At 36.7% G+C, this 17,177-nt stretch carries 21 protein-coding genes; 14 read left to right on the top strand and 7 right to left on the bottom strand.

The window, feature by feature from the left end; genetic code table 11:
• Window positions 1-62 precede the first annotated feature (62 nt).
• Window positions 63-662, top strand: coding sequence for a ribonuclease HII (locus HMPREF2660_RS00100; protein ID WP_070485097.1), 600 nt, complete (start codon window positions 63-65; stop codon window positions 660-662).
• 109 nt (window positions 663-771) lie between these two features.
• Here HMPREF2660_RS00100 and gcvT read toward each other — a convergent pair whose 3' ends face one another.
• Window positions 772-1,848, bottom strand: a complete 1,077-nt coding sequence (gene gcvT, locus HMPREF2660_RS00095) for a glycine cleavage system aminomethyltransferase GcvT (protein ID WP_013597638.1) — start codon at window positions 1,846-1,848, stop codon at window positions 772-774.
• Between the two features lie 232 nt (window positions 1,849-2,080).
• On the opposite strand from gcvT, the gene HMPREF2660_RS00090 reads away from it, so the two are divergent.
• Together HMPREF2660_RS00090 and HMPREF2660_RS10920 are read left to right on the top strand one after the other, a co-directional pair.
• Window positions 2,081-2,650, top strand: coding sequence for a YiiX/YebB-like N1pC/P60 family cysteine hydrolase (locus tag HMPREF2660_RS00090; RefSeq protein WP_232013433.1), 570 nt, complete (start codon window positions 2,081-2,083; stop codon window positions 2,648-2,650).
• A gap of 29 nt (window positions 2,651-2,679) precedes the next feature.
• The gene (locus HMPREF2660_RS10920) at window positions 2,680-2,847 is read left to right on the top strand and encodes a hypothetical protein (RefSeq protein ID WP_168160771.1); all 168 of its coding nucleotides are present in this window, start codon (window positions 2,680-2,682) and stop codon (window positions 2,845-2,847) included.
• A gap of 5 nt (window positions 2,848-2,852) precedes the next feature.
• Here HMPREF2660_RS10920 and HMPREF2660_RS00085 read toward each other — a convergent pair whose 3' ends face one another.
• Genes HMPREF2660_RS00085 through HMPREF2660_RS00070 form a run of 4 tightly spaced genes read right to left on the bottom strand, consistent with a single transcriptional unit; the run spans window position 2,853 to window position 4,990 of the window.
• Entirely contained in the window at window positions 2,853-3,302 is a 450-nt protein-coding gene (locus HMPREF2660_RS00085) for a peroxiredoxin (protein WP_070485095.1), read from the bottom strand.
• Window position 3,303: 1 nt separating this feature from the next.
• Window positions 3,304-3,714: a 6-pyruvoyl trahydropterin synthase family protein gene (locus HMPREF2660_RS00080; protein WP_013597642.1), complete on the bottom strand. Its 411-nt coding sequence runs from the start codon at window positions 3,712-3,714 to the stop codon at window positions 3,304-3,306.
• A 3-nt stretch (window positions 3,715-3,717) separates the two neighbouring features.
• Complete coding sequence (gene idi / locus HMPREF2660_RS00075; RefSeq protein ID WP_070485224.1) at window positions 3,718-4,245, bottom strand: isopentenyl-diphosphate Delta-isomerase; 528 nt, start codon at window positions 4,243-4,245, stop codon at window positions 3,718-3,720.
• Between the two features lie 16 nt (window positions 4,246-4,261).
• A complete protein-coding gene (locus HMPREF2660_RS00070; protein WP_070485093.1) occupies window positions 4,262-4,990 on the bottom strand; it encodes a biotin--[acetyl-CoA-carboxylase] ligase in 729 nt (242 codons plus the stop codon).
• A gap of 99 nt (window positions 4,991-5,089) precedes the next feature.
• Between HMPREF2660_RS00070 and rsfS the strand changes: the two genes are divergently transcribed.
• From rsfS to HMPREF2660_RS00040, 6 genes are all read left to right on the top strand, one after another.
• Entirely contained in the window at window positions 5,090-5,452 is a 363-nt protein-coding gene (rsfS, locus tag HMPREF2660_RS00065; protein ID WP_013597645.1) for a ribosome silencing factor, read from the top strand.
• A gap of 70 nt (window positions 5,453-5,522) precedes the next feature.
• Window positions 5,523-7,493, top strand: coding sequence for an ATP-dependent zinc metalloprotease FtsH (ftsH, locus tag HMPREF2660_RS00060; protein ID WP_070485222.1), 1,971 nt, complete (start codon window positions 5,523-5,525; stop codon window positions 7,491-7,493).
• A gap of 72 nt (window positions 7,494-7,565) precedes the next feature.
• The gene (locus HMPREF2660_RS00055) at window positions 7,566-8,156 is read left to right on the top strand and encodes a hypothetical protein (RefSeq protein WP_070485091.1); all 591 of its coding nucleotides are present in this window, start codon (window positions 7,566-7,568) and stop codon (window positions 8,154-8,156) included.
• Between the two features lie 2 nt (window positions 8,157-8,158).
• Window positions 8,159-9,016, top strand: a complete 858-nt coding sequence (locus HMPREF2660_RS00050; RefSeq protein WP_070485089.1) for a phosphatidate cytidylyltransferase — start codon at window positions 8,159-8,161, stop codon at window positions 9,014-9,016.
• Window positions 9,013-9,666 carry a phosphatidylserine decarboxylase family protein gene (locus tag HMPREF2660_RS00045; RefSeq protein WP_013597649.1) on the top strand — a complete coding sequence of 218 codons (654 nt, stop codon included), beginning with the start codon at window positions 9,013-9,015 and terminating at the stop codon, window positions 9,664-9,666. The genes HMPREF2660_RS00050 and HMPREF2660_RS00045 overlap by 4 nt, the downstream gene beginning before the upstream one ends.
• Window positions 9,667-9,748: 82 nt before the next feature.
• Complete coding sequence (locus HMPREF2660_RS00040; protein ID WP_070485087.1) at window positions 9,749-9,988, top strand: hypothetical protein; 240 nt, start codon at window positions 9,749-9,751, stop codon at window positions 9,986-9,988.
• 1 nt (window position 9,989) lies between these two features.
• On the opposite strand, the gene HMPREF2660_RS00035 is transcribed toward HMPREF2660_RS00040, so the two are convergent.
• Window positions 9,990-11,051 (bottom strand): glycosyltransferase family 2 protein, encoded by a 1,062-nt coding sequence (locus HMPREF2660_RS00035; RefSeq protein WP_070485085.1) that lies wholly within the window; start codon window positions 11,049-11,051, stop codon window positions 9,990-9,992.
• Window positions 11,052-11,054: 3 nt separating this feature from the next.
• Window positions 11,055-11,672, bottom strand: a complete 618-nt coding sequence (gene recR / locus HMPREF2660_RS00030; protein WP_013597652.1) for a recombination mediator RecR — start codon at window positions 11,670-11,672, stop codon at window positions 11,055-11,057.
• A 53-nt stretch (window positions 11,673-11,725) separates the two neighbouring features.
• Between recR and HMPREF2660_RS00025 the strand changes: the two genes are divergently transcribed.
• The 5 genes from HMPREF2660_RS00025 (at window position 11,726) to HMPREF2660_RS00005 (ending at window position 16,988) form a co-directional block, all read left to right on the top strand.
• Window positions 11,726-13,261: a sodium:solute symporter gene (locus HMPREF2660_RS00025; protein ID WP_013597653.1), complete on the top strand. Its 1,536-nt coding sequence runs from the start codon at window positions 11,726-11,728 to the stop codon at window positions 13,259-13,261.
• Between the two features lie 187 nt (window positions 13,262-13,448).
• Window positions 13,449-13,670 (top strand): hypothetical protein, encoded by a 222-nt coding sequence (locus tag HMPREF2660_RS00020; protein WP_255356381.1) that lies wholly within the window; start codon window positions 13,449-13,451, stop codon window positions 13,668-13,670.
• 86 nt (window positions 13,671-13,756) lie between these two features.
• Window positions 13,757-14,602 (top strand): transketolase, encoded by an 846-nt coding sequence (locus HMPREF2660_RS00015; protein ID WP_013597655.1) that lies wholly within the window; start codon window positions 13,757-13,759, stop codon window positions 14,600-14,602.
• Between the two features lie 29 nt (window positions 14,603-14,631).
• Window positions 14,632-16,017 carry a hypothetical protein gene (locus tag HMPREF2660_RS00010; protein ID WP_070485083.1) on the top strand — a complete coding sequence of 462 codons (1,386 nt, stop codon included), beginning with the start codon at window positions 14,632-14,634 and terminating at the stop codon, window positions 16,015-16,017.
• 29 nt (window positions 16,018-16,046) lie between these two features.
• The gene (locus HMPREF2660_RS00005) at window positions 16,047-16,988 is read left to right on the top strand and encodes a transketolase family protein (protein WP_141743525.1); all 942 of its coding nucleotides are present in this window, start codon (window positions 16,047-16,049) and stop codon (window positions 16,986-16,988) included.
• Window positions 16,989-17,177: the final 189 nt, after the last annotated feature.

Here is a 17,177-nt window from a genome sequence, read left to right as displayed (position 1 = left end):
TTATTATACATACAAGAAATATATTCCAAATATTTTTGTTAAAACTTTAAAAATTTAACTGAATGCTTAGAAAGTTAACAAATATGGATTATGAATGTGGATGTGATGAAGCCGGAAGAGGATGTCTTGCTGGCCCTGTGATTGCAGCAGCTGTAGTTTTCCCGAATGAGTTTTTCGATTCAACTATAATCGATTCTAAACTCCTAACTGAAATAAAACGCAACAATCTAAGAGAGCTTATAAACACAAATGTTCTGACGGCAGAAATTGGGTTTGTCGACAACCAAGAAATCGATGAACTTAATATTCTTAACGCAAGTTTCGAAGCTATGCATCGGGCTATTAACAAACTGAGTATAGAGCCTGATTTTATTATTGTGGATGGAAACCGATTCAAACCCTACAAAAACATTCCGCACGAATGCATCGTAAAAGGTGATGCCAAATATATTTCGATTGCAGCCGCTTCTATTTTAGCCAAAACCTATCGCGATGAATATATGCAGAAAATACACAAAGAATACCCCATGTATCATTGGGATAAAAACAAGGGGTATCCTACCAAACAACATCGAGAAGCTATCCGAGAGTTTGGGGTTTCACCTTATCATAGAACGTCTTTTCGGTTGTTCGACGAGCAACTTTCACTTGATCTTGAATAATAAAAAAAGCTCTGAACATGCAGAGCTTTTTATCCTAACATTCCGATACAATATATTCGGCATAAATTATTTTCTAAATTACATAGATAAAACAGAAATCATTTAAACCTTATACAAAAGGTGCTTTAACCACTTCTGCTAAAATGTTTTTGTCACGAATTTTTATACGAATTGTTGTCCCGATTTTAGCAAAGTCTATGTGAACATACGCCAAACCAATCCCTTGTTTCAGCATAGGAGATTGTGTCCCAGAAGTTACTTCACCAACTGTATTTTCGTTATCATCCACTACTTTATAACCCTGACGCGGAATTCCTCTTTCCAACATCTTGAAAGCTACCAACTTCCGGTCCACTCCTTGTTCTTTCTGTTTCTTCAATGCATCAGAACCAATAAAGTTTGTATCTAATTTGGTTACCCAACCCAGACCTGCTTCGTAAGGTGATGTTGTTTCATTTATATCATTACCATACAGACAATATCCTTTCTCTAGACGTAGCGTATCTCTTGCTGCTAATCCACAAGGAATAATCCCAAAACCCTCTCCTGCTTCTAGCACCTTTTCCCAAATAGTGTCGGCAGCCTCATTACTAAAATATACTTCAAAACCTCCAGAACCGGTGTAGCCTGTTGCCGAGATTAACACATTGTCTATCCCTGCAAATTTCCCGACCACGAAATGATAGAACGGAATCGATGATAAATCTACATCGGTCAACGATTGCATAGCCTCGATTGCTTTCGGACCTTGAATCGCCAACAAAGATCGATTATCCGATTCATTCACCAACTCAACATCAAACGTATTGTACTTGTTCATCCAATCCCAATCTTTGCCTGCATTCGAAGCATTTACCACGACCATCCAATGATCAGCAGCCAAACGATAAATAATTAGATCATCTACAATCCCGCCTTCTTCGTTTGTCATCGCATTGTATTGTGCTTGTCCGTCTGCAATTTTACTCACATCATTCGACAGAATATGTTGAAGGTAATCGATAGACTTTTCTCCTTTTACAAAAATTTGCCCCATATGAGACACATCAAAAACACCGACCTTTTCACGAACGGCAAAATGTTCTTGGTTTACACCCGAATACTGAACAGGCATTTCGAATCCTGCATAAGGAACCATTTTTGCCCCCAAATCTTTATGCTTTTGATTAAGCGCCGTTTTTTTCATTTCTTATTTATTTATAATATTTATCCAAAAATAATAAATTAAAAAAAGATTTTAGACTTGTGTTTTGTCTTGATGGATTAAATTTGTAGAAATAGTTTATTTCTCGTATATGAAACTTAAAAATATTTTATTCGGAGGAGTTATATTCGCCTTATGTTTTGGTTGTAGTACACAAAAAATTGGTCCAACAAATCAAAAAGAAAATTCTTCTATTAACCCCAAACAACTTCACATGAACGATTTACAAAACGGAGATTTGATTTTTGTCGGAGCACATACCGAAGAGCTTTCGGGAGCAATAAGTCGAGTTACAAAAATTTCTACAACCATAAATTATGACCATGTTGGTTTGATAGAAAAAGACAGAAATTTGTTTTACGTTCTTCATGCAGCTACAGAAGGCGGTTCTCAGAGAGAAAGTTTGGATGAGTTTTACACTAATCAGACACAGAAAAAAAACCAAATCGCAATTTATAGATTAAAAAAAGAATATCAATACAGCATACCAAATGCAATCCAGACAGCCAAAACAATGTTAGGTAAACCATATAATTGGCTTTATATTCAAGATGAAAATAGCTTGTATTGCTCAGATTATATCGAAAGAGCTTTTCGACAAGATAGTATTTTCGAATTGATTCCGATGAATTTCAAGAATCCAAACACAGGAGAAATAGATGATTTTTGGGTTCGTTTTTATGCCAAAAAAGGCAAAGAAGTCCCGCAAGACGAACCTGGGACCAATCCCAACCAAATTGCCACATCAGAAAAGTTGGATTTTGTAGGATTACTTGTATTATAAAAATCAAAAATTTTTAATATTTTTAGAACATGAAACAAACCCTTTTCTTGGCGGCTATCTTTTTCGTAATTTTCTTAGGACTGAAGATGGTGTTCGACCACAACAATTTCACCACTCAACTCCTACATTCGGCCATTGCAACGAGTGTTTTTATTGTTTTTCGATTGGTTTTTCGTAATAAGAAAACAAAAGCCTAATTTTTTTACTGTTCGTTTCTCAGCGCTTCAAGCGCCTGATCTATATGCACTTGAGGATTTTTCGCATCGCGAATATGAGCAATTAAACGTCCTTTTTTATTAAACACAAATGTTTCTCGTGGGTAAAAAAATAGCCATTTTTTCTTGAGACCAAAACGCTTATATAGCAAACCTTTTTTGTCTGATAGAAGTGGAAATTTTAGTCGATGTTTTTCGGCAAATTTCTCATGCGTTTTCGGCGATTGATTATTAATGCCAAGTATCAATGCATCCAAATCGGCAAATTTTTCATGAAAATCTCTAAAAGCACAAACCTCTTTGGTGCAAACAGGGGTGAAATCTTTAGGATAGAAAAATAGCACCATATTTTTTTTGTACAGAAACTCGTCCGAATTGAACCAATTTCGCTTATTATCTTCTAAAGAAAAAGACGGGATATGTGTTCCTATTTTCATATTAATCGCCTGAGTATTCAACAAAATTTCTTGGCGTTTCAAACAAAGTAACTTTCAGATCTAAATGATTTTCGAGTTTTGCACGAATTCGATTATAAATTATAATAACAATATTTTCTGCTGTGGGATTGAGGTTTTGAAAATCAACAATATCAAGATTGAGATTTTTATGATCCAAATAATCCTCGACTTCTACTTCGATTATTTTTCTCAAATCATCCAAATTCATCACAAAACCTGTATCGGGATCAATGTCGCCTCGCACACTCACAATCAGCTCGTAATTATGCCCATGATAATTAGGATTGGAGCATTTACCGAAAATTTCTCGATTTTTTTCATCTGTCCACTTCGGGTTGTATAAACGATGAGCAGCATTAAAATGCGCTTTTCTATTGACTGTGACTTTCATGATTTATTGTTCGTCTTTTTTATGTAAATGCGAAACATATTGCTCGAAAATAATTTTGAACCAAGCTGTAAAACGTTCGGGGCTTTGTTTCATTTCCATTGCCAAATCTTCGAGCGTAATCCATCGATAACCCATCACTTCTTCTGGGTTGAGTGTCGGCTCGCCATCATAATACCCTATAAAAACATGGTCGAGTTCGTGTTCCGTTAAACCATTGTCGAACTGTGCTTTGTATATAAAATTAAAAACATATGTCAACGCTGTATCAAAACCCATTTCCTCTTGCAGACGTCTATGTGCTGCCTCTTCGTACGTTTCGTTCTCGCGCGGGTGACTACAACACGTATTCGTCCACAAGCCTGGCGAATGATATTTATCGGCTGCCCGTTGTTGCAACATCAATTCACCTTTCTTATTGAATATAAAAACCGAAAATGCACGATGCAAAAGCCCTGCTATATGTGCTTGTTGTTTTTCCATTAACCCCACTACTTGATCTTCGGGATTAACCAATACTACCATTTCTTCCATAACCACAAAGGTAGGATTATTCTCCATAAAGCAACTCAATTTCTTTGTGCAAGAAAGATTTTAGCTCGTTATTTTCTAATTCTATCCACAATTTACCATCGGAATCTGTTTTTCTTATCCATCCTAGAAAAATTTTATCGGCGGCTCTAAAAGTCGATAAAACATCTTTTCGGTATAAATAGGTTTGGTAGGTTTGATGTATATCATCGAAATTTTTTTCTTGGATTTGATAAAACCGCGCTTGAAAATCTGCCATTAAGTCAGCCAACAAAGCCAAAAGGTCATACGTTCTGTCTGTTAATAATTTTAATGAACTTGCTTTATGATTACTCTCAAAACGAGTCTGATTCACATTAAGCCCGACCCCAACCACGGTGTACATTTGTTGATCTCGTTGAAAAGATTCGATTAATACTCCTACCAATTTTTTATCGTTCGCAATCACATCATTTGGCCATTTCACCCATACCTGAGGCAAGTATCGAGCAAGAAAATCACGCAAAACATTCGCAACCCATTCATTGAGAAAAATAAGCTCTGGATATGAAAGATCGGTTGTGATCGAAAAACTAAACGTAAGGTTTTCCCCAGCATTCGTTTTCCAAGTACTCCCAGCATAACCTTTTCCTTGTGTTTGGTCTTTTGCATAGATGACAACCCAGTCCTTGGCATTTTTTTTGGTTAAATCTAGAAGATAAGAATTGGTACTGGGCAAAGTATCGAAAATATGTAGTTCGTACGACATAAAGAAATTAGAATTGTTTTATGAGGTTAAAGTTATTTTAAATTCTTTTAATCTTACGCTAATTATCACTAAATTTGAAACTTTATATTAAAAATAATAATGATAGACAATCAGTATACGAAAGATTTACTCGATAGTATTGTAGACGGAATATCTAAAGTAAAAGGTGAAGATATTACCATTTTAGATTTACGTGAAATAGAAAACTCATTTTGCGAATATTTTGTTATTTGCAACGGAAACTCTAACACCCAAGTAAATGCCATTGCCGAATCGGTAGAACGATTAGTGAAAACCGAAATGCACGAAAGACCCTTTCATGTAGAAGGTACACAAAATGCTCAATGGATTCTCATTGATTACACCAACGTAATTGTACACATATTCCAAAAAGATGTACGGGAATATTATGATATAGAAAGTCTTTGGGGCGACGCAGTGGAAACACGCATAGAACTGTAAGCAAAACATTAACTAAGAACTTGTCACATTGAAAAACAAAAATACAAAACCAAGTGGAGGATTTAATCCTATGTGGATTTATGGAGTTATTGGGTTGATTTTAATTGGTTTTTTCTTTTACACACCCAATTCTCTCGGAGCTTCCTCAAAAAGTATCGACCATAACACTTTTTTCAAATACCTTAAAGAAGGCTACATAGAGCAAGTAGATCTTGGGTTAGACGATAACTCGGTAAAAGTATATTTATCGAAGGAAGCTTTAGAGTCCGAAAACTTTAAGCAACTAAGGAAATCACAAGACAACAACCTTTCCCTGATGGGGAAATCCCCAGATTTTATCTTTAATGTTGCTGATCCTGGGAATTTCGAAAAAGAATTCAACACCACTCTCAGCGAAAACCCTACCCTAAAAACCAAGCTAAAAACCATTGTTCCTAATGCACTTAGCGGAACCATCTTTACCATAGTATTATGGGTAGGATTATTAGGTTTAATGTACTACTTTCTGTTTAGAAGAATGGGAGGCGGCGCAGGCGGTGGCGGACAAATCTTCAACATCGGGAAGTCGAAAGCCAAACTATTCGATGAAAATGATCAAGTAAAAACCACTTTTAAAGATGTTGCGGGATTAGAAGGAGCAAAAGAAGAAATAGAAGAAATTGTTGATTTCTTAAAAAACCCAACCAAATTCACCAAATTAGGAGGTAAAATACCAAAAGGAGCTCTTTTAGTCGGCCCTCCAGGAACCGGAAAAACCCTACTAGCAAAAGCCGTTGCTGGTGAAGCTAAAGTTCCGTTTTTCTCTCTTTCTGGATCAGATTTCGTCGAAATGTTTGTAGGAGTTGGTGCATCCCGTGTTCGCGATTTGTTTGCCAATGCCAAAGCAAAATCACCTTCAATTATCTTTATAGACGAGATCGATGCCATTGGTCGTGCACGTGGAAAAAACAATTTCACTGGATCAAATGACGAACGAGAGAATACATTAAACCAACTGTTAACCGAAATGGATGGTTTCGGCACCGAATCGAATGTGATTGTAATAGCGGCAACCAACCGTGCCGATATACTAGATAAAGCATTGATGCGCCCTGGACGTTTCGACCGTATAATCCATGTAGATTTACCCGAACTTAATGAGCGTGAAGCCATTTTTAGAGTACATTTACGCCCTCTAAAATTAGGAGAAGATGTCGATGTAAAATTTTTAGCCAAACAGACTCCAGGTTTCAGCGGTGCAGATATATTTAATGTTTGTAACGAAGCGGCTCTTGTTGCCGCAAGAAAAGGGAAAGATGTTGTAGAGAAACAAGATTTCTTAGATGCAGTTGATAGAATTATAGGCGGTTTAGAAAAGAAAAGCAAAGTCATTAAACCAAGCGAAAAGAAACGTATTGCCTACCACGAAGCAGGTCACGCTACAATCGGGTGGCTGGTAGAGCACGCTGCTCCTTTGGTAAAAGTTACCATTGTACCACGCGGACGTTCTTTGGGTGCTGCATGGTATTTACCAGAAGAAAGGCAGATTACAACAACCGAACAACTCTTAGACGAAATTTGTATGACGATGGGTGGACGTGCTGCCGAAGAAGTAATCTTTGGAAATATCTCAACAGGTGCCTTGAGCGACTTAGAAAAAGTTACCAAACAAGCCTCTGCTATGGTTAGCATTTATGGTCTGAATGAGAAAATTGGTAACATTTCTTATTACGACTCGAGCGGACAAAATGAGTATGGTTTCTCTAAACCTTATAGTGAAGAAACAGCGAAGTTGATTGATAAAGAGGTATCGAACATCATCGAAACCCAGTACGAACGCGCAAAACAAATACTTCGAGTGAACAAAGAAAAACTTGACGAATTAGCCGAAAAATTAATCGAAAAGGAAGTTATTTTCCGAGAAGATTTAGAAGCTATATTTGGAGAACGCCCTTTTGGGGAAACTGATACCATTATCGAAAAAACCAAAGAAGAGCGAAAAAAGGAAGAAGAAGAGTCGAAAGAAGACTCACAGTCTAGAGAAGAAAAAATCGCTGAATAACAGCGATTTTTTTGTAACTTTAGATTTTATTGTTAATTTCGTTCATGATACATATAAAACCAGCACTAGCTGATGTGGAAAGCAATCAAAAAATTCATACAAAAACTCAATCAAACCCCTGTTAACGAAGAAGAAAATGAGCCTGTTGAATTAGTTTTCAAAAAGGAAATATCGGTGGATGAGTTATTTGCCACAAACTTCAATGCTGGTGGCGGACATTTTCTGTATTGCAGTAACCCAACTGAAACCATCGAAAATCTAAAACAAATCATTCAATACGAACGTATTAGGCATTTTGTATGCATTGACGAGTCTTTGCAGAATATGCTAGATCAGCTACAAATCATCTATCAAATACATCCTACCGAAAACTCTCGTTTCAATTTTCTTAAATGCGAGTATTTGATTGGGTACGATGGAAGTATTATGCTATCATCGGACCAAACAGCAGGACGAAAAATAGAAGATTTCCCAGACAATTTTATCATCTATGCAACTCCCGATCAATTAGTACACAATATTAGTGAGGCTTTACACCGTATACGATCGAACAAATCAGATCGACTACCTAATAATATTACATGTATTCGTGGAGAAAATATGCATAATTTCGATTCGATACCGAATGCTAAAAACATATATTTGTTGTTGGTAGAAGAATAACTATGAAAAATTTTTTTCCGCGTCTGATTTCGGGCATCGTATATGCTGCAATTATCGTAGTGGGAACCACTTGGCACCCTTATAGTTTGATAGCTCTGATGGGGTTATTTTGCATCCTATGTTTGATTGAATATTGTAAAATCACACAACTCAAAGATCGCCTGTATCAAGGGATGATTTTGATTGGTTTTGGTATTGTTTTTTTCTTATTTGCACGTGACTTTCTATCGGCTTCTAATACGTTGTATGAAACTGATACATTCCCGTTTTTCCTCAATACTATGGCTTTTGCCGGACCGGTTTTGTTTCTATTTTCTATCCTACTATTTTTTTTCAGTCCGCAAGAACTCAACAATGATTTTTCCAAAGCTACCATCGGAATTACCTACCTTGTAGTACCGTTTACTTTGAGTCTAACGCTTCCGTCTTTTGGCCTGAGTTTGGGTAAAACCACCATGCATTATGAAGTGCTTTTCGTATTTATTCTCTTATGGATTAGTGATTCGATGGCCTACATCGTCGGGAGTCTATTGGGCAAACATCCGATGGCACCCAAAATCTCGCAAGCAAAAAGTTGGGAAGGCTTCGCAGGAGGATTTGTTTCTACAATCCTAGCAGGATATTTTATAGCACAATGGTCACCTGTTCCGTTGCAGGGCAATTGGTTGATTGTAGGAGTTATTGTTGCGATTGCTGCACCTTTGGGAGATTTGACTGAATCGAAACTCAAAAGAACTTTCCAAGTAAAAGATAGTAGCAACATGATTCCTGGGCATGGAGGTTTTTTAGATCGACTAGATAGTTATATCTTTGTCTTACCTATAATCTATACATATTTACTATTAATTAATACTTTATGAAACTACATCGAGAAGGCAGAGTTATTCTTAGTATAGGTTTATTACTCTTTGCTATCCTTAGCTATTTGTTTATTCGTTTTATACCTTCGCCTTTCGGCTATGTGATGGCGTTGGCTCTATGGGTTTTATATGGTTTTATGATTTGGTTTTTTCGCAATCCAGACCGAAGTCATACCGCAGACGAAAAAAGCGTTATTGCGCCTGTAGATGGCAAAGTTGTAGTGATAGAAAAAGTTTTTGAGTCGGAGTTTCTGAAAGAAGAATGCTTACAAGTTTCTATTTTTATGTCGCCGCTCAATGTGCATATAACGCGCTATCCGGTAGATGGAAAAGTAATCTACTCACAATATCATTCTGGTAAATTTTTGGTAGCATATAATCCAAAATCATCAGAACTAAACGAACGCACAACTGTTGTGGTAGAAACTAAAGATGCCCAAAAAATACTTTTCAGACAGGTAGCTGGAGCAGTTGCTAGACGAATTGTATTGTATGCCAAAAAAGACGATACGGCTGTTGCTGGAAAAGAATATGGATTCATCAAATTTGGATCTCGTGTAGATTTGTTCTTGCCCTTAGACACCGAATTGCATGTGAAATTGGGTGACATTACCAAAGGTGGCGTACAAACGATTGCGACCCTTCGATAAAAATCCCACAATTCATATACTTTCTAAACAAAGGTTTCGCTAAATTTGCAATTAATCATAATATCCAGAAAAATATAATAACATGAAAAAAATAGTTTTCTTAGCTTCTTTTATGGTTTTGGCCATTTCTTGTAATAAAAAACCAGGAGGTAACCATGCAATTCTTCCGGTTACGCATCCACCAGTAGAGGTACCTTCGCACGAAGATCACCCGGTAACGCATAAAGAAGCAACTACAGAAGAAGCCCCAAAGAAAGATAGTGTACAAGCTACAGCAACAGAAACTGTAGAAAAGAAAGACACTGTAGAGGCTAAAAAATAATCTACTCGCGACGGTAAATTTCGTTTTCTCCGATCAGATAACGATCCGTTGCAATGTAGAAATGCAATGTAGATGAACTGAATTTCTCTAAATACATAATAATTTCTTGATAAGAAAACAACCGTGTATCGAATACATAATGTCCCTGATTTTTTAAATCTTGTGACTGAAAGTTTTTCGGCAAGAAATTCAGTTCATTCACAGCTATTTTCGTCGCTATTTTCTTTTTTACTTCCTTTTTCATCCCGAAAATAGCAATCCTATATTTTACCCAAACTCCTAACTTGAGGAAAGTTTTAGAAAAAATATTCGTATAATATTTATCAATAAAAAGATTCATCGCCTGAAAGAATATTCGATAATATTGGGCATCCTTTCTTGTGCTTTCTCCTTTATAATGAATCGCGACAGTATCACCTTTGTAATAGTTTTCGTAGCCTAAACGCTCGATTGAATAGCTAAGATCAATATCTTCTCCGTACATAAAATATCGCTCATCAAACCCCTTGGCTTCGAGGTAAGTCGATCGTGATAAAAACATAAAAGCACCTACCAAAACGGTTGTTTTCCCAACATCATCAGCTCTTAATTGCACATTATAATAAGATGATTTTTTTGCAAAATCTAAATTCGGAAAAAACTTTACCAAGGCATTGAACGGAGAGGGTAAATTCCTTTTGCTTTCTGGATGAAATCGTCCGTGTGCATCGATTAGCTTCACACCAAGTGCGCCGATATTTTTTGTTTTTTGGTAGAATGGTATAATTTGATCGAATAGATTTTCTGGGATAATTGTATCCGGATTCAAAATCAAAACATAGTGACCTTTTGCTTTTTCTACGCCAAAATTATTGGCTTTGGCAAAACCCAAATTTTCTTGTAATGGATAAAATTTCACTCCAGGAAAAAAGATTCGTAGGCTCTCTACCACTTTTTCTGGCGAATGATTATCAATTACCAAAATTTCACCCTTTCGTCCTGCCAAAGCTTTCTGGCAGGATTGTAAACATTGGTCTAAAAATGGAGTAGCATTGTAACTAACAATCACAATCGAGATTTCCATTACTTATAATTTGGTTTCTGAATAGGGAATTCTATTTTCGATAGAACGAATCAGCGTTGCTTCATCGGCATACTCCAACTCATCTCCTACCCCAATTCCTCTTGCTATTGTAGTGTAAAATAAAGGAAAATCTTTTAACTGTTTGAATAAATAAAAAACAGTTGTATCTCCTTCCATCGTAGAACTTAAGGCAAAAATAATCTCTTTGGTCGATTCTTCAGCCGCTCTTTTTACCAGTGAATCGATTTTTAGCTGAGAAGGCCCAATTCCTTCCATAGGAGAAATACGCCCTCCCAAAACATGGTAAACTCCTCGATATTGACCCGTATTTTCGATCGCCATCACATCTCGCACATCTTCTACCACACAAATGATACTATGATCGCGCAAAGGATTGCTACAAATTTCGCAAATTGGTGTATCCGATAACGTATGACAAGTTTCGCAATATTGTATATCCTCAACCAAATGTGTGAGCGCTTCTGCCAATCGAAGTGTCTGTGTATGTGGCCTGTTGAGCATATGCAAGACCAGGCGCAAAGCAGTTCTTTTACCAATACCAGGCAGTTGAGACATCTCATTAACCGCTCGCTCTAAAACTTTACTGGGATAATTGCTCATCTTGATGTTTACTTGTGCCAAAAATACTAAATTTGGGCATATTTCTATAGCTAATGAATACAACATTTATCCTTATCTGTGTAATTGTCTATTTTTTGGGACTTTTAGTAATTTCCTATTACACAAGTCGAAACTCTGATAATCAGTCGTTTTTCATCGGAAACAAAAAAAGTAAATGGTGGCTAGTTGCCTTCGGAATGATCGGGACATCACTCAGCGGTGTTACCTTTATTTCAGTGCCTGGTACAGTGGGGAAACTCACAGGTACAGAATATATCTACGGCGGTTTCGAATATTATATGATGGTAATAGGTTTTTTCTTAGGTTATTTTATTGTTGCCTTGGTTCTTTTACCCTTGTACTATCGGATGAATCTAACTTCTATCTATACCTATTTAGGAAAAAGATTCAATGTTGAAGCACATAAAATTGGATCGATATTTTTCATCATCTCTCGAGGCATCGGTGCTACGGCTCGTCTATATCTCGTAGTCAATGTCTTGCAAATATTTCTATTAGGTCAATTAGGCATACCTTTTTGGTTAACTACTTTTATACTTTTGGTAATGATTTTGCTCTACACTTTCGAGGGTGGAGTGAAAACAATTGTGATTACCGATACATTGCAAACTACTTTTATGATTGTGAGTCTCATTATTTGTATTGTTTACATCCTAAACAATCTAGACCTATCTGTTAATCAAGCTTTTAACCAATTAAAAGAACAAAACTATACGCATTTTATCAATACCGATATCAACTCAAAAACTTATTTTCTCAAAACATTACTCGGCGGGATTTTCATTACCATTGCCATGACAGGCCTGGACCAAGAAATGATGCAAAAAAACATCTCTGTTGACAATCTACACAACTCGAAAAAAAATATGCTAACCTTTGCCGGAACCTTACTTTTCGTCAACATAGCCTTCTTGTTTTTAGGTGGATTACTTTATATTTACTCGATGCAAAACGGAGGTTTCTATACCGAAAACGGTTTTTTCTTACATCAAGGTGGAGAAAATGTCATGGGCGACGACCTCTTCCCTGCGCTTTCATTACAAGGATATTTCCCGTTATTTTTATCCGTAATTTTCATAATCGGCCTAATTTCGGCACTCTTCCCATCTGCAGATGGTGCGCTAACAGCTATAACAAGCTCTTTTTGTGTAGATTTATTAAAACTAAACGAAGATACAAGCAAAACCGAAAAACAAAAGAAAAGCACCCGACTAAAAGTTCATCTTACATTTACCATAATCTTCTTTCTACTGATCTTAATTTTCAAAGCCATCAACGATAAATCGATTGTTTATCTCATCATGGAAGTTGCCGGCTATACGTATGGTCCTCTACTGGGTCTTTTTGCTTTCGGGATTCTCACGAAACGAAGCATACATATAAAATGGGGAATTTTAGGAGTAACCCTATTAGCACCCATTCTCAGCTATTGTATCAATTATTGGGTAACACATAATTCGGATTATAAAATTGGCGTAGAACTCATTATCCTTAACGGATTCCTCACCTTTCTCGGCTTGTATTTATTGAGTAATAAACGTCAAGAAACCCAAACAATCGTAAAATAATTTTCATAGAAATTAATTAGAATGATATATTCGGTAGGATGAAATATAAAAACACAAAGAAGTTAACCATTCATCTTACCGATTTTATTTTGGATGCCATAAAAAAAAAGGAGAAATATTTGATCGAAGAGCTCGGTAAAGAAATTTTGTTTTTTTGTACCTTTAGACCATGAATAAACAACTAAAAATGATTTGGGATTTTCGCGGACCCGAAGCAGAAAAAATTGCCGAACATCACGTGATTCATCTCAACGAATATTTGGCAAAAGAAAAACTAGAAGGCTTTGCAAACCTAGATAAACAGACAGATTTACACACAATAGCTTTTGTCGTAGTCGACGAAAGTCAGATGATGAAAGTTCGTGATGAGCTTCGTCCTCATCGGGCAGTTTGGTACGAGCAAGTATAATATCCTACCCAAAACATCTTACTGAAAACAATGAGTGAGCTGACAAAAAGTTCAATTAATTTTACATAAGCATTAACAAACAAAACATGACACTTCAAGAATTACAAACACAAGTTGTACAAGTACGTCGAGACATTCTTCGCATGGTACATGCCGTAAACAGCGGTCACCCAGGCGGATCTTTAGGATGTGCAGAATTTTTGGTTGCCTTATACGGTAAACAAATGAATTATTCTACCAAATTTGATATGGATGGAAAAAATGAAGATCTTTTCTTCTTATCAAACGGACATATTTCGCCAGTACTTTACAGCGTTTTGGCGCGTAACGGTTTTTTTTCGGTAGAAGAATTGGCCACCTTCAGAAAATTAAATTCGCGTTTGCAAGGTCATCCTACTACCCACGATCATTTACCAGGAGTCCGTATTGCATCGGGATCTTTGGGACAAGGATTGTCGGTTGCTTTGGGCGCTGCACAGGCTAAGAAACTAAACAAAGACAACCATCTTATTTATACACTTCACGGTGATGGAGAATTACAAGAGGGACAAATTTGGGAGGCTTTTATGTATGCTGCCGGAAAAAATGTAGACAATATTATTGCCACAATCGATTACAACGGTCGCCAGATAGATGGAGACACCGACCAAGTTATGCCTTTAGGAGATTTACAAGCGAAATTAGAAGCTTTCGGATGGGTAGTGTTCAACCAAGAAGAAGGTAATGATTTAGAAAAAATATTACAAACCTTAGAGCAAGCAAAAGCCGCAACCGGAAAAGGAAAACCGGTGGCAATTCTATTGCATACCGAAATGGGGAATGGTGTTGATTATATGATGGGGACACATGCATGGCATGGGAAAGCACCGAATGACGAACAATTAGAAAGCGCATTGCAACAAAACCCAGTCACCCCATTAGGGGATTATTAAGCATCATAATAAACAACCCAAACAAGCGTATGAGAAAAATTCTTTTCATCTTCGGTTTAGTTGCCACGAATTGTCTGGTTTTCGGACAAAACAAAAACTCTATAGAATTTACAAAACTTCTTACCTATCAGCAACAAAAGGTTACTGATGTAAATATTAAGATTACGGTAATGACTGACAAAACCAATCACAATAACTTTATTGGTTTCACTCCTAATTACTTCAGCAATGCGGTATTGAACAAAGGTCGATTGATTCTTGTAGACACACCACCGTTGATGAATACCTTAGAAGTATCAGAAAATTTTAATTTCTATTCGAGCAGTAACATCGAATCATTTAGTCAGTTATTTATTTCACCCAAAACTTTAGAAAGTTTAGACTATAAACAAACTTTTAACGGCAAAAGCTGTCAAGAGTATATGGCTACTATAGAAGGAGAAGCATCAGATTTTTTAGGACAATCGGTCTATTTTTGTATCGATGAGAGCAGTCCTTATAAAAACGTGCAATCTCTCTTCCCGAATGTTGATAAAGATGGTTTGTTGGTTGCTTTTGGTATGAATAGTTCCGAGAATCCTTTGGTTTTAAGTTCTGAAAAAACAATCAGCCTGAAAGTTGATTTTGATTTTGAGAAGAATTTGGAGAAATTCAATACTATTTTAGCAGACTATAAAATCAAAGAAGATTCTATCAATAACATCGAATGGAGCTATGAAGATTTAGATTCTGCCGCTTATGAACCAAATTTCGTGTATTATACGCCGATTTGTTCGTACTATCAAGATGATTTAGAAAGTAAAACTCAACCTTTTTTAGTGCGCTATGCAACTGAAATTTGTGGGATGATGACCGATTCTAATTATGATGGTGTAGAGGATTATGACAAAGAAACGATTGATAAATATGTACAAAGTCGAATCAAATCCTATCCAAAAGATCTAAAGAAAGCGAAGCTTATTTCATCGAAAGAAGTGAAAGAACTAAAAGCTGAAATGAAACGTTTGTGGGACGAATCGAAAGATTATAAAACCACCCTCTCCGATACTTCTGATTACGATGCAGCTTATGAAGAAGTAAGTCCGTACGAATCATCATACAAACAACAATCGTTAAAAGACATGAGTTTGGCGATAGACTATGTAGACTCATCGATGCTAAAAGCTATTCCGGACTATTGTACCAATGTTCGAGAAGGCTTTCCTACTTTTGACAATCCGCAAGTTAAAGATCTTTTACTAAACTATGCTGGACAAGTGTGCGATTTGTACATCTCAGAATATAGCGGCAACGTTTACATGAAAGGCACAATCGACGCTTTACGTAGAAGTATGCTAGAATTACACAAAACATACCCTAACTTAAACAATAAAGACAAACAAAAACTAACCGATTATTTAGATCGATTAGATTAATAACTAAATAAAAACAAACACATAAAATGATCAATTTAGAGTTTTCTGAAAAGAAAGATACCCGAAGTGGATTTGGCGACGGACTTACCGAGCTAGGACGCCATAACCCGAACGTTGTTGCCCTTTGTGCTGACTTGGTAGGCTCGCTAAAAATGGACCAATTCATCAAAGAAAATCCGGAGAGATTTTTCCAGATTGGGATTGCCGAAGCCAATATGATGGGCATTGCAGCCGGTCTTACAATTGGTGGGAAAATTCCTTTTACTGGTACTTTTGCTGAATTTTCGACGGCGCGTGTGTACGATCAGATTCGTCAATCGATTGCTTATTCTAACAAGAACGTCAAAATTTGTGCTTCGCACGCAGGACTAACTTTGGGTGAAGACGGTGCAACACATCAAACGTTAGAAGATATTGGTTTGATGAAAATGTTGCCTGGAATGGTTGTAATCAACCCGTGCGATTATAACCAAACCAAAGCTGCTACTTTGGCAATTGCCGAGTACGAAGGACCAGTATATTTACGTTTCGGTCGACCTGCTGTACCTGTTTTTACGCCAGCTGATCAGAAATTCGAAATCGGAAAAGGTATTTTGATGCACGAAGGAAAAGATGTCACGATCGTTGCGACTGGACATTTGGTTTGGGAAGCAATGGTTGCCATTGATGCTTTAGAGAAAGAAGGAATTTCTTGTGAACTTATCAACATCCATACAATAAAACCATTGGATGAAGAAATAATTCTGAATTCGGTGAAGAAAACCGGTCGAATAGTGACAGCAGAAGAGCATAACTATTTAGGAGGTTTGGGCGAATCTGTTGCTGGACTTTTGGCTAGAAAACACCCAACCAAACAAGCTTTTGTAGCGGTAAACGATACGTTTGGCGAAAGTGGCACTCCAGCCGAATTGATGAAAAAATATAAGATCGATTCGAATGCAGTGATCGAAAAAGTGAAAAGTTTATTCTAACTTCTCATCGTTTATAAAGAATAAAAAGCCTGCAGTATGCAGGTTTTTTTGATGAAAATATCGGTGTATGAAGTGTATTAAAGAGTCTAGAAAGTGAATTTCGAGCACTCTAAAAAATCTCATTGGTATAGATAATAAAGTACTACCCATTTCCTGTACCACAATTAGGCTGATTTAAGTTGAATTGTT

Origin of the sequence: Weeksella sp. HMSC059D05, from assembly GCF_001809725.1 — a bacterium.
GTDB classification, from domain to species: Bacteria; Bacteroidota; Bacteroidia; order Flavobacteriales; family Weeksellaceae; genus Weeksella; species Weeksella virosa.
The sequence above is the reverse complement of the archived record's forward strand: the minus strand, read 5'-3'. Positions and strand labels throughout refer to the sequence as shown.

Coding starts and splice junctions, on each gene's coding strand:
- HMPREF2660_RS00100 (WP_070485097.1), top strand. CDS start 63: ATGCTTAGAAAGTTAACAAATATGGATTATGAATGTGGATGTGATGAA.
- gcvT (WP_013597638.1), bottom strand. CDS start 1,848: ATGAAAAAAACGGCGCTTAATCAAAAGCATAAAGATTTGGGGGCAAAA.
- HMPREF2660_RS00090 (WP_232013433.1), top strand. CDS start 2,081: ATGAACGATTTACAAAACGGAGATTTGATTTTTGTCGGAGCACATACC.
- HMPREF2660_RS10920 (WP_168160771.1), top strand. CDS start 2,680: ATGAAACAAACCCTTTTCTTGGCGGCTATCTTTTTCGTAATTTTCTTA.
- HMPREF2660_RS00085 (WP_070485095.1), bottom strand. CDS start 3,302: ATGAAAATAGGAACACATATCCCGTCTTTTTCTTTAGAAGATAATAAG.
- HMPREF2660_RS00080 (WP_013597642.1), bottom strand. CDS start 3,714: ATGAAAGTCACAGTCAATAGAAAAGCGCATTTTAATGCTGCTCATCGT.
- idi (WP_070485224.1), bottom strand. CDS start 4,245: ATGGAAGAAATGGTAGTATTGGTTAATCCCGAAGATCAAGTAGTGGGG.
- HMPREF2660_RS00070 (WP_070485093.1), bottom strand. CDS start 4,990: ATGTCGTACGAACTACATATTTTCGATACTTTGCCCAGTACCAATTCT.
- rsfS (WP_013597645.1), top strand. CDS start 5,090: ATGATAGACAATCAGTATACGAAAGATTTACTCGATAGTATTGTAGAC.
- ftsH (WP_070485222.1), top strand. CDS start 5,523: ATGTGGATTTATGGAGTTATTGGGTTGATTTTAATTGGTTTTTTCTTT.
- HMPREF2660_RS00055 (WP_070485091.1), top strand. CDS start 7,566: ATGTGGAAAGCAATCAAAAAATTCATACAAAAACTCAATCAAACCCCT.
- HMPREF2660_RS00050 (WP_070485089.1), top strand. CDS start 8,159: ATGAAAAATTTTTTTCCGCGTCTGATTTCGGGCATCGTATATGCTGCA.
- HMPREF2660_RS00045 (WP_013597649.1), top strand. CDS start 9,013: ATGAAACTACATCGAGAAGGCAGAGTTATTCTTAGTATAGGTTTATTA.
- HMPREF2660_RS00040 (WP_070485087.1), top strand. CDS start 9,749: ATGAAAAAAATAGTTTTCTTAGCTTCTTTTATGGTTTTGGCCATTTCT.
- HMPREF2660_RS00035 (WP_070485085.1), bottom strand. CDS start 11,051: ATGGAAATCTCGATTGTGATTGTTAGTTACAATGCTACTCCATTTTTA.
- recR (WP_013597652.1), bottom strand. CDS start 11,672: ATGAGCAATTATCCCAGTAAAGTTTTAGAGCGAGCGGTTAATGAGATG.
- HMPREF2660_RS00025 (WP_013597653.1), top strand. CDS start 11,726: ATGAATACAACATTTATCCTTATCTGTGTAATTGTCTATTTTTTGGGA.
- HMPREF2660_RS00020 (WP_255356381.1), top strand. CDS start 13,449: ATGATTTGGGATTTTCGCGGACCCGAAGCAGAAAAAATTGCCGAACAT.
- HMPREF2660_RS00015 (WP_013597655.1), top strand. CDS start 13,757: ATGACACTTCAAGAATTACAAACACAAGTTGTACAAGTACGTCGAGAC.
- HMPREF2660_RS00010 (WP_070485083.1), top strand. CDS start 14,632: ATGAGAAAAATTCTTTTCATCTTCGGTTTAGTTGCCACGAATTGTCTG.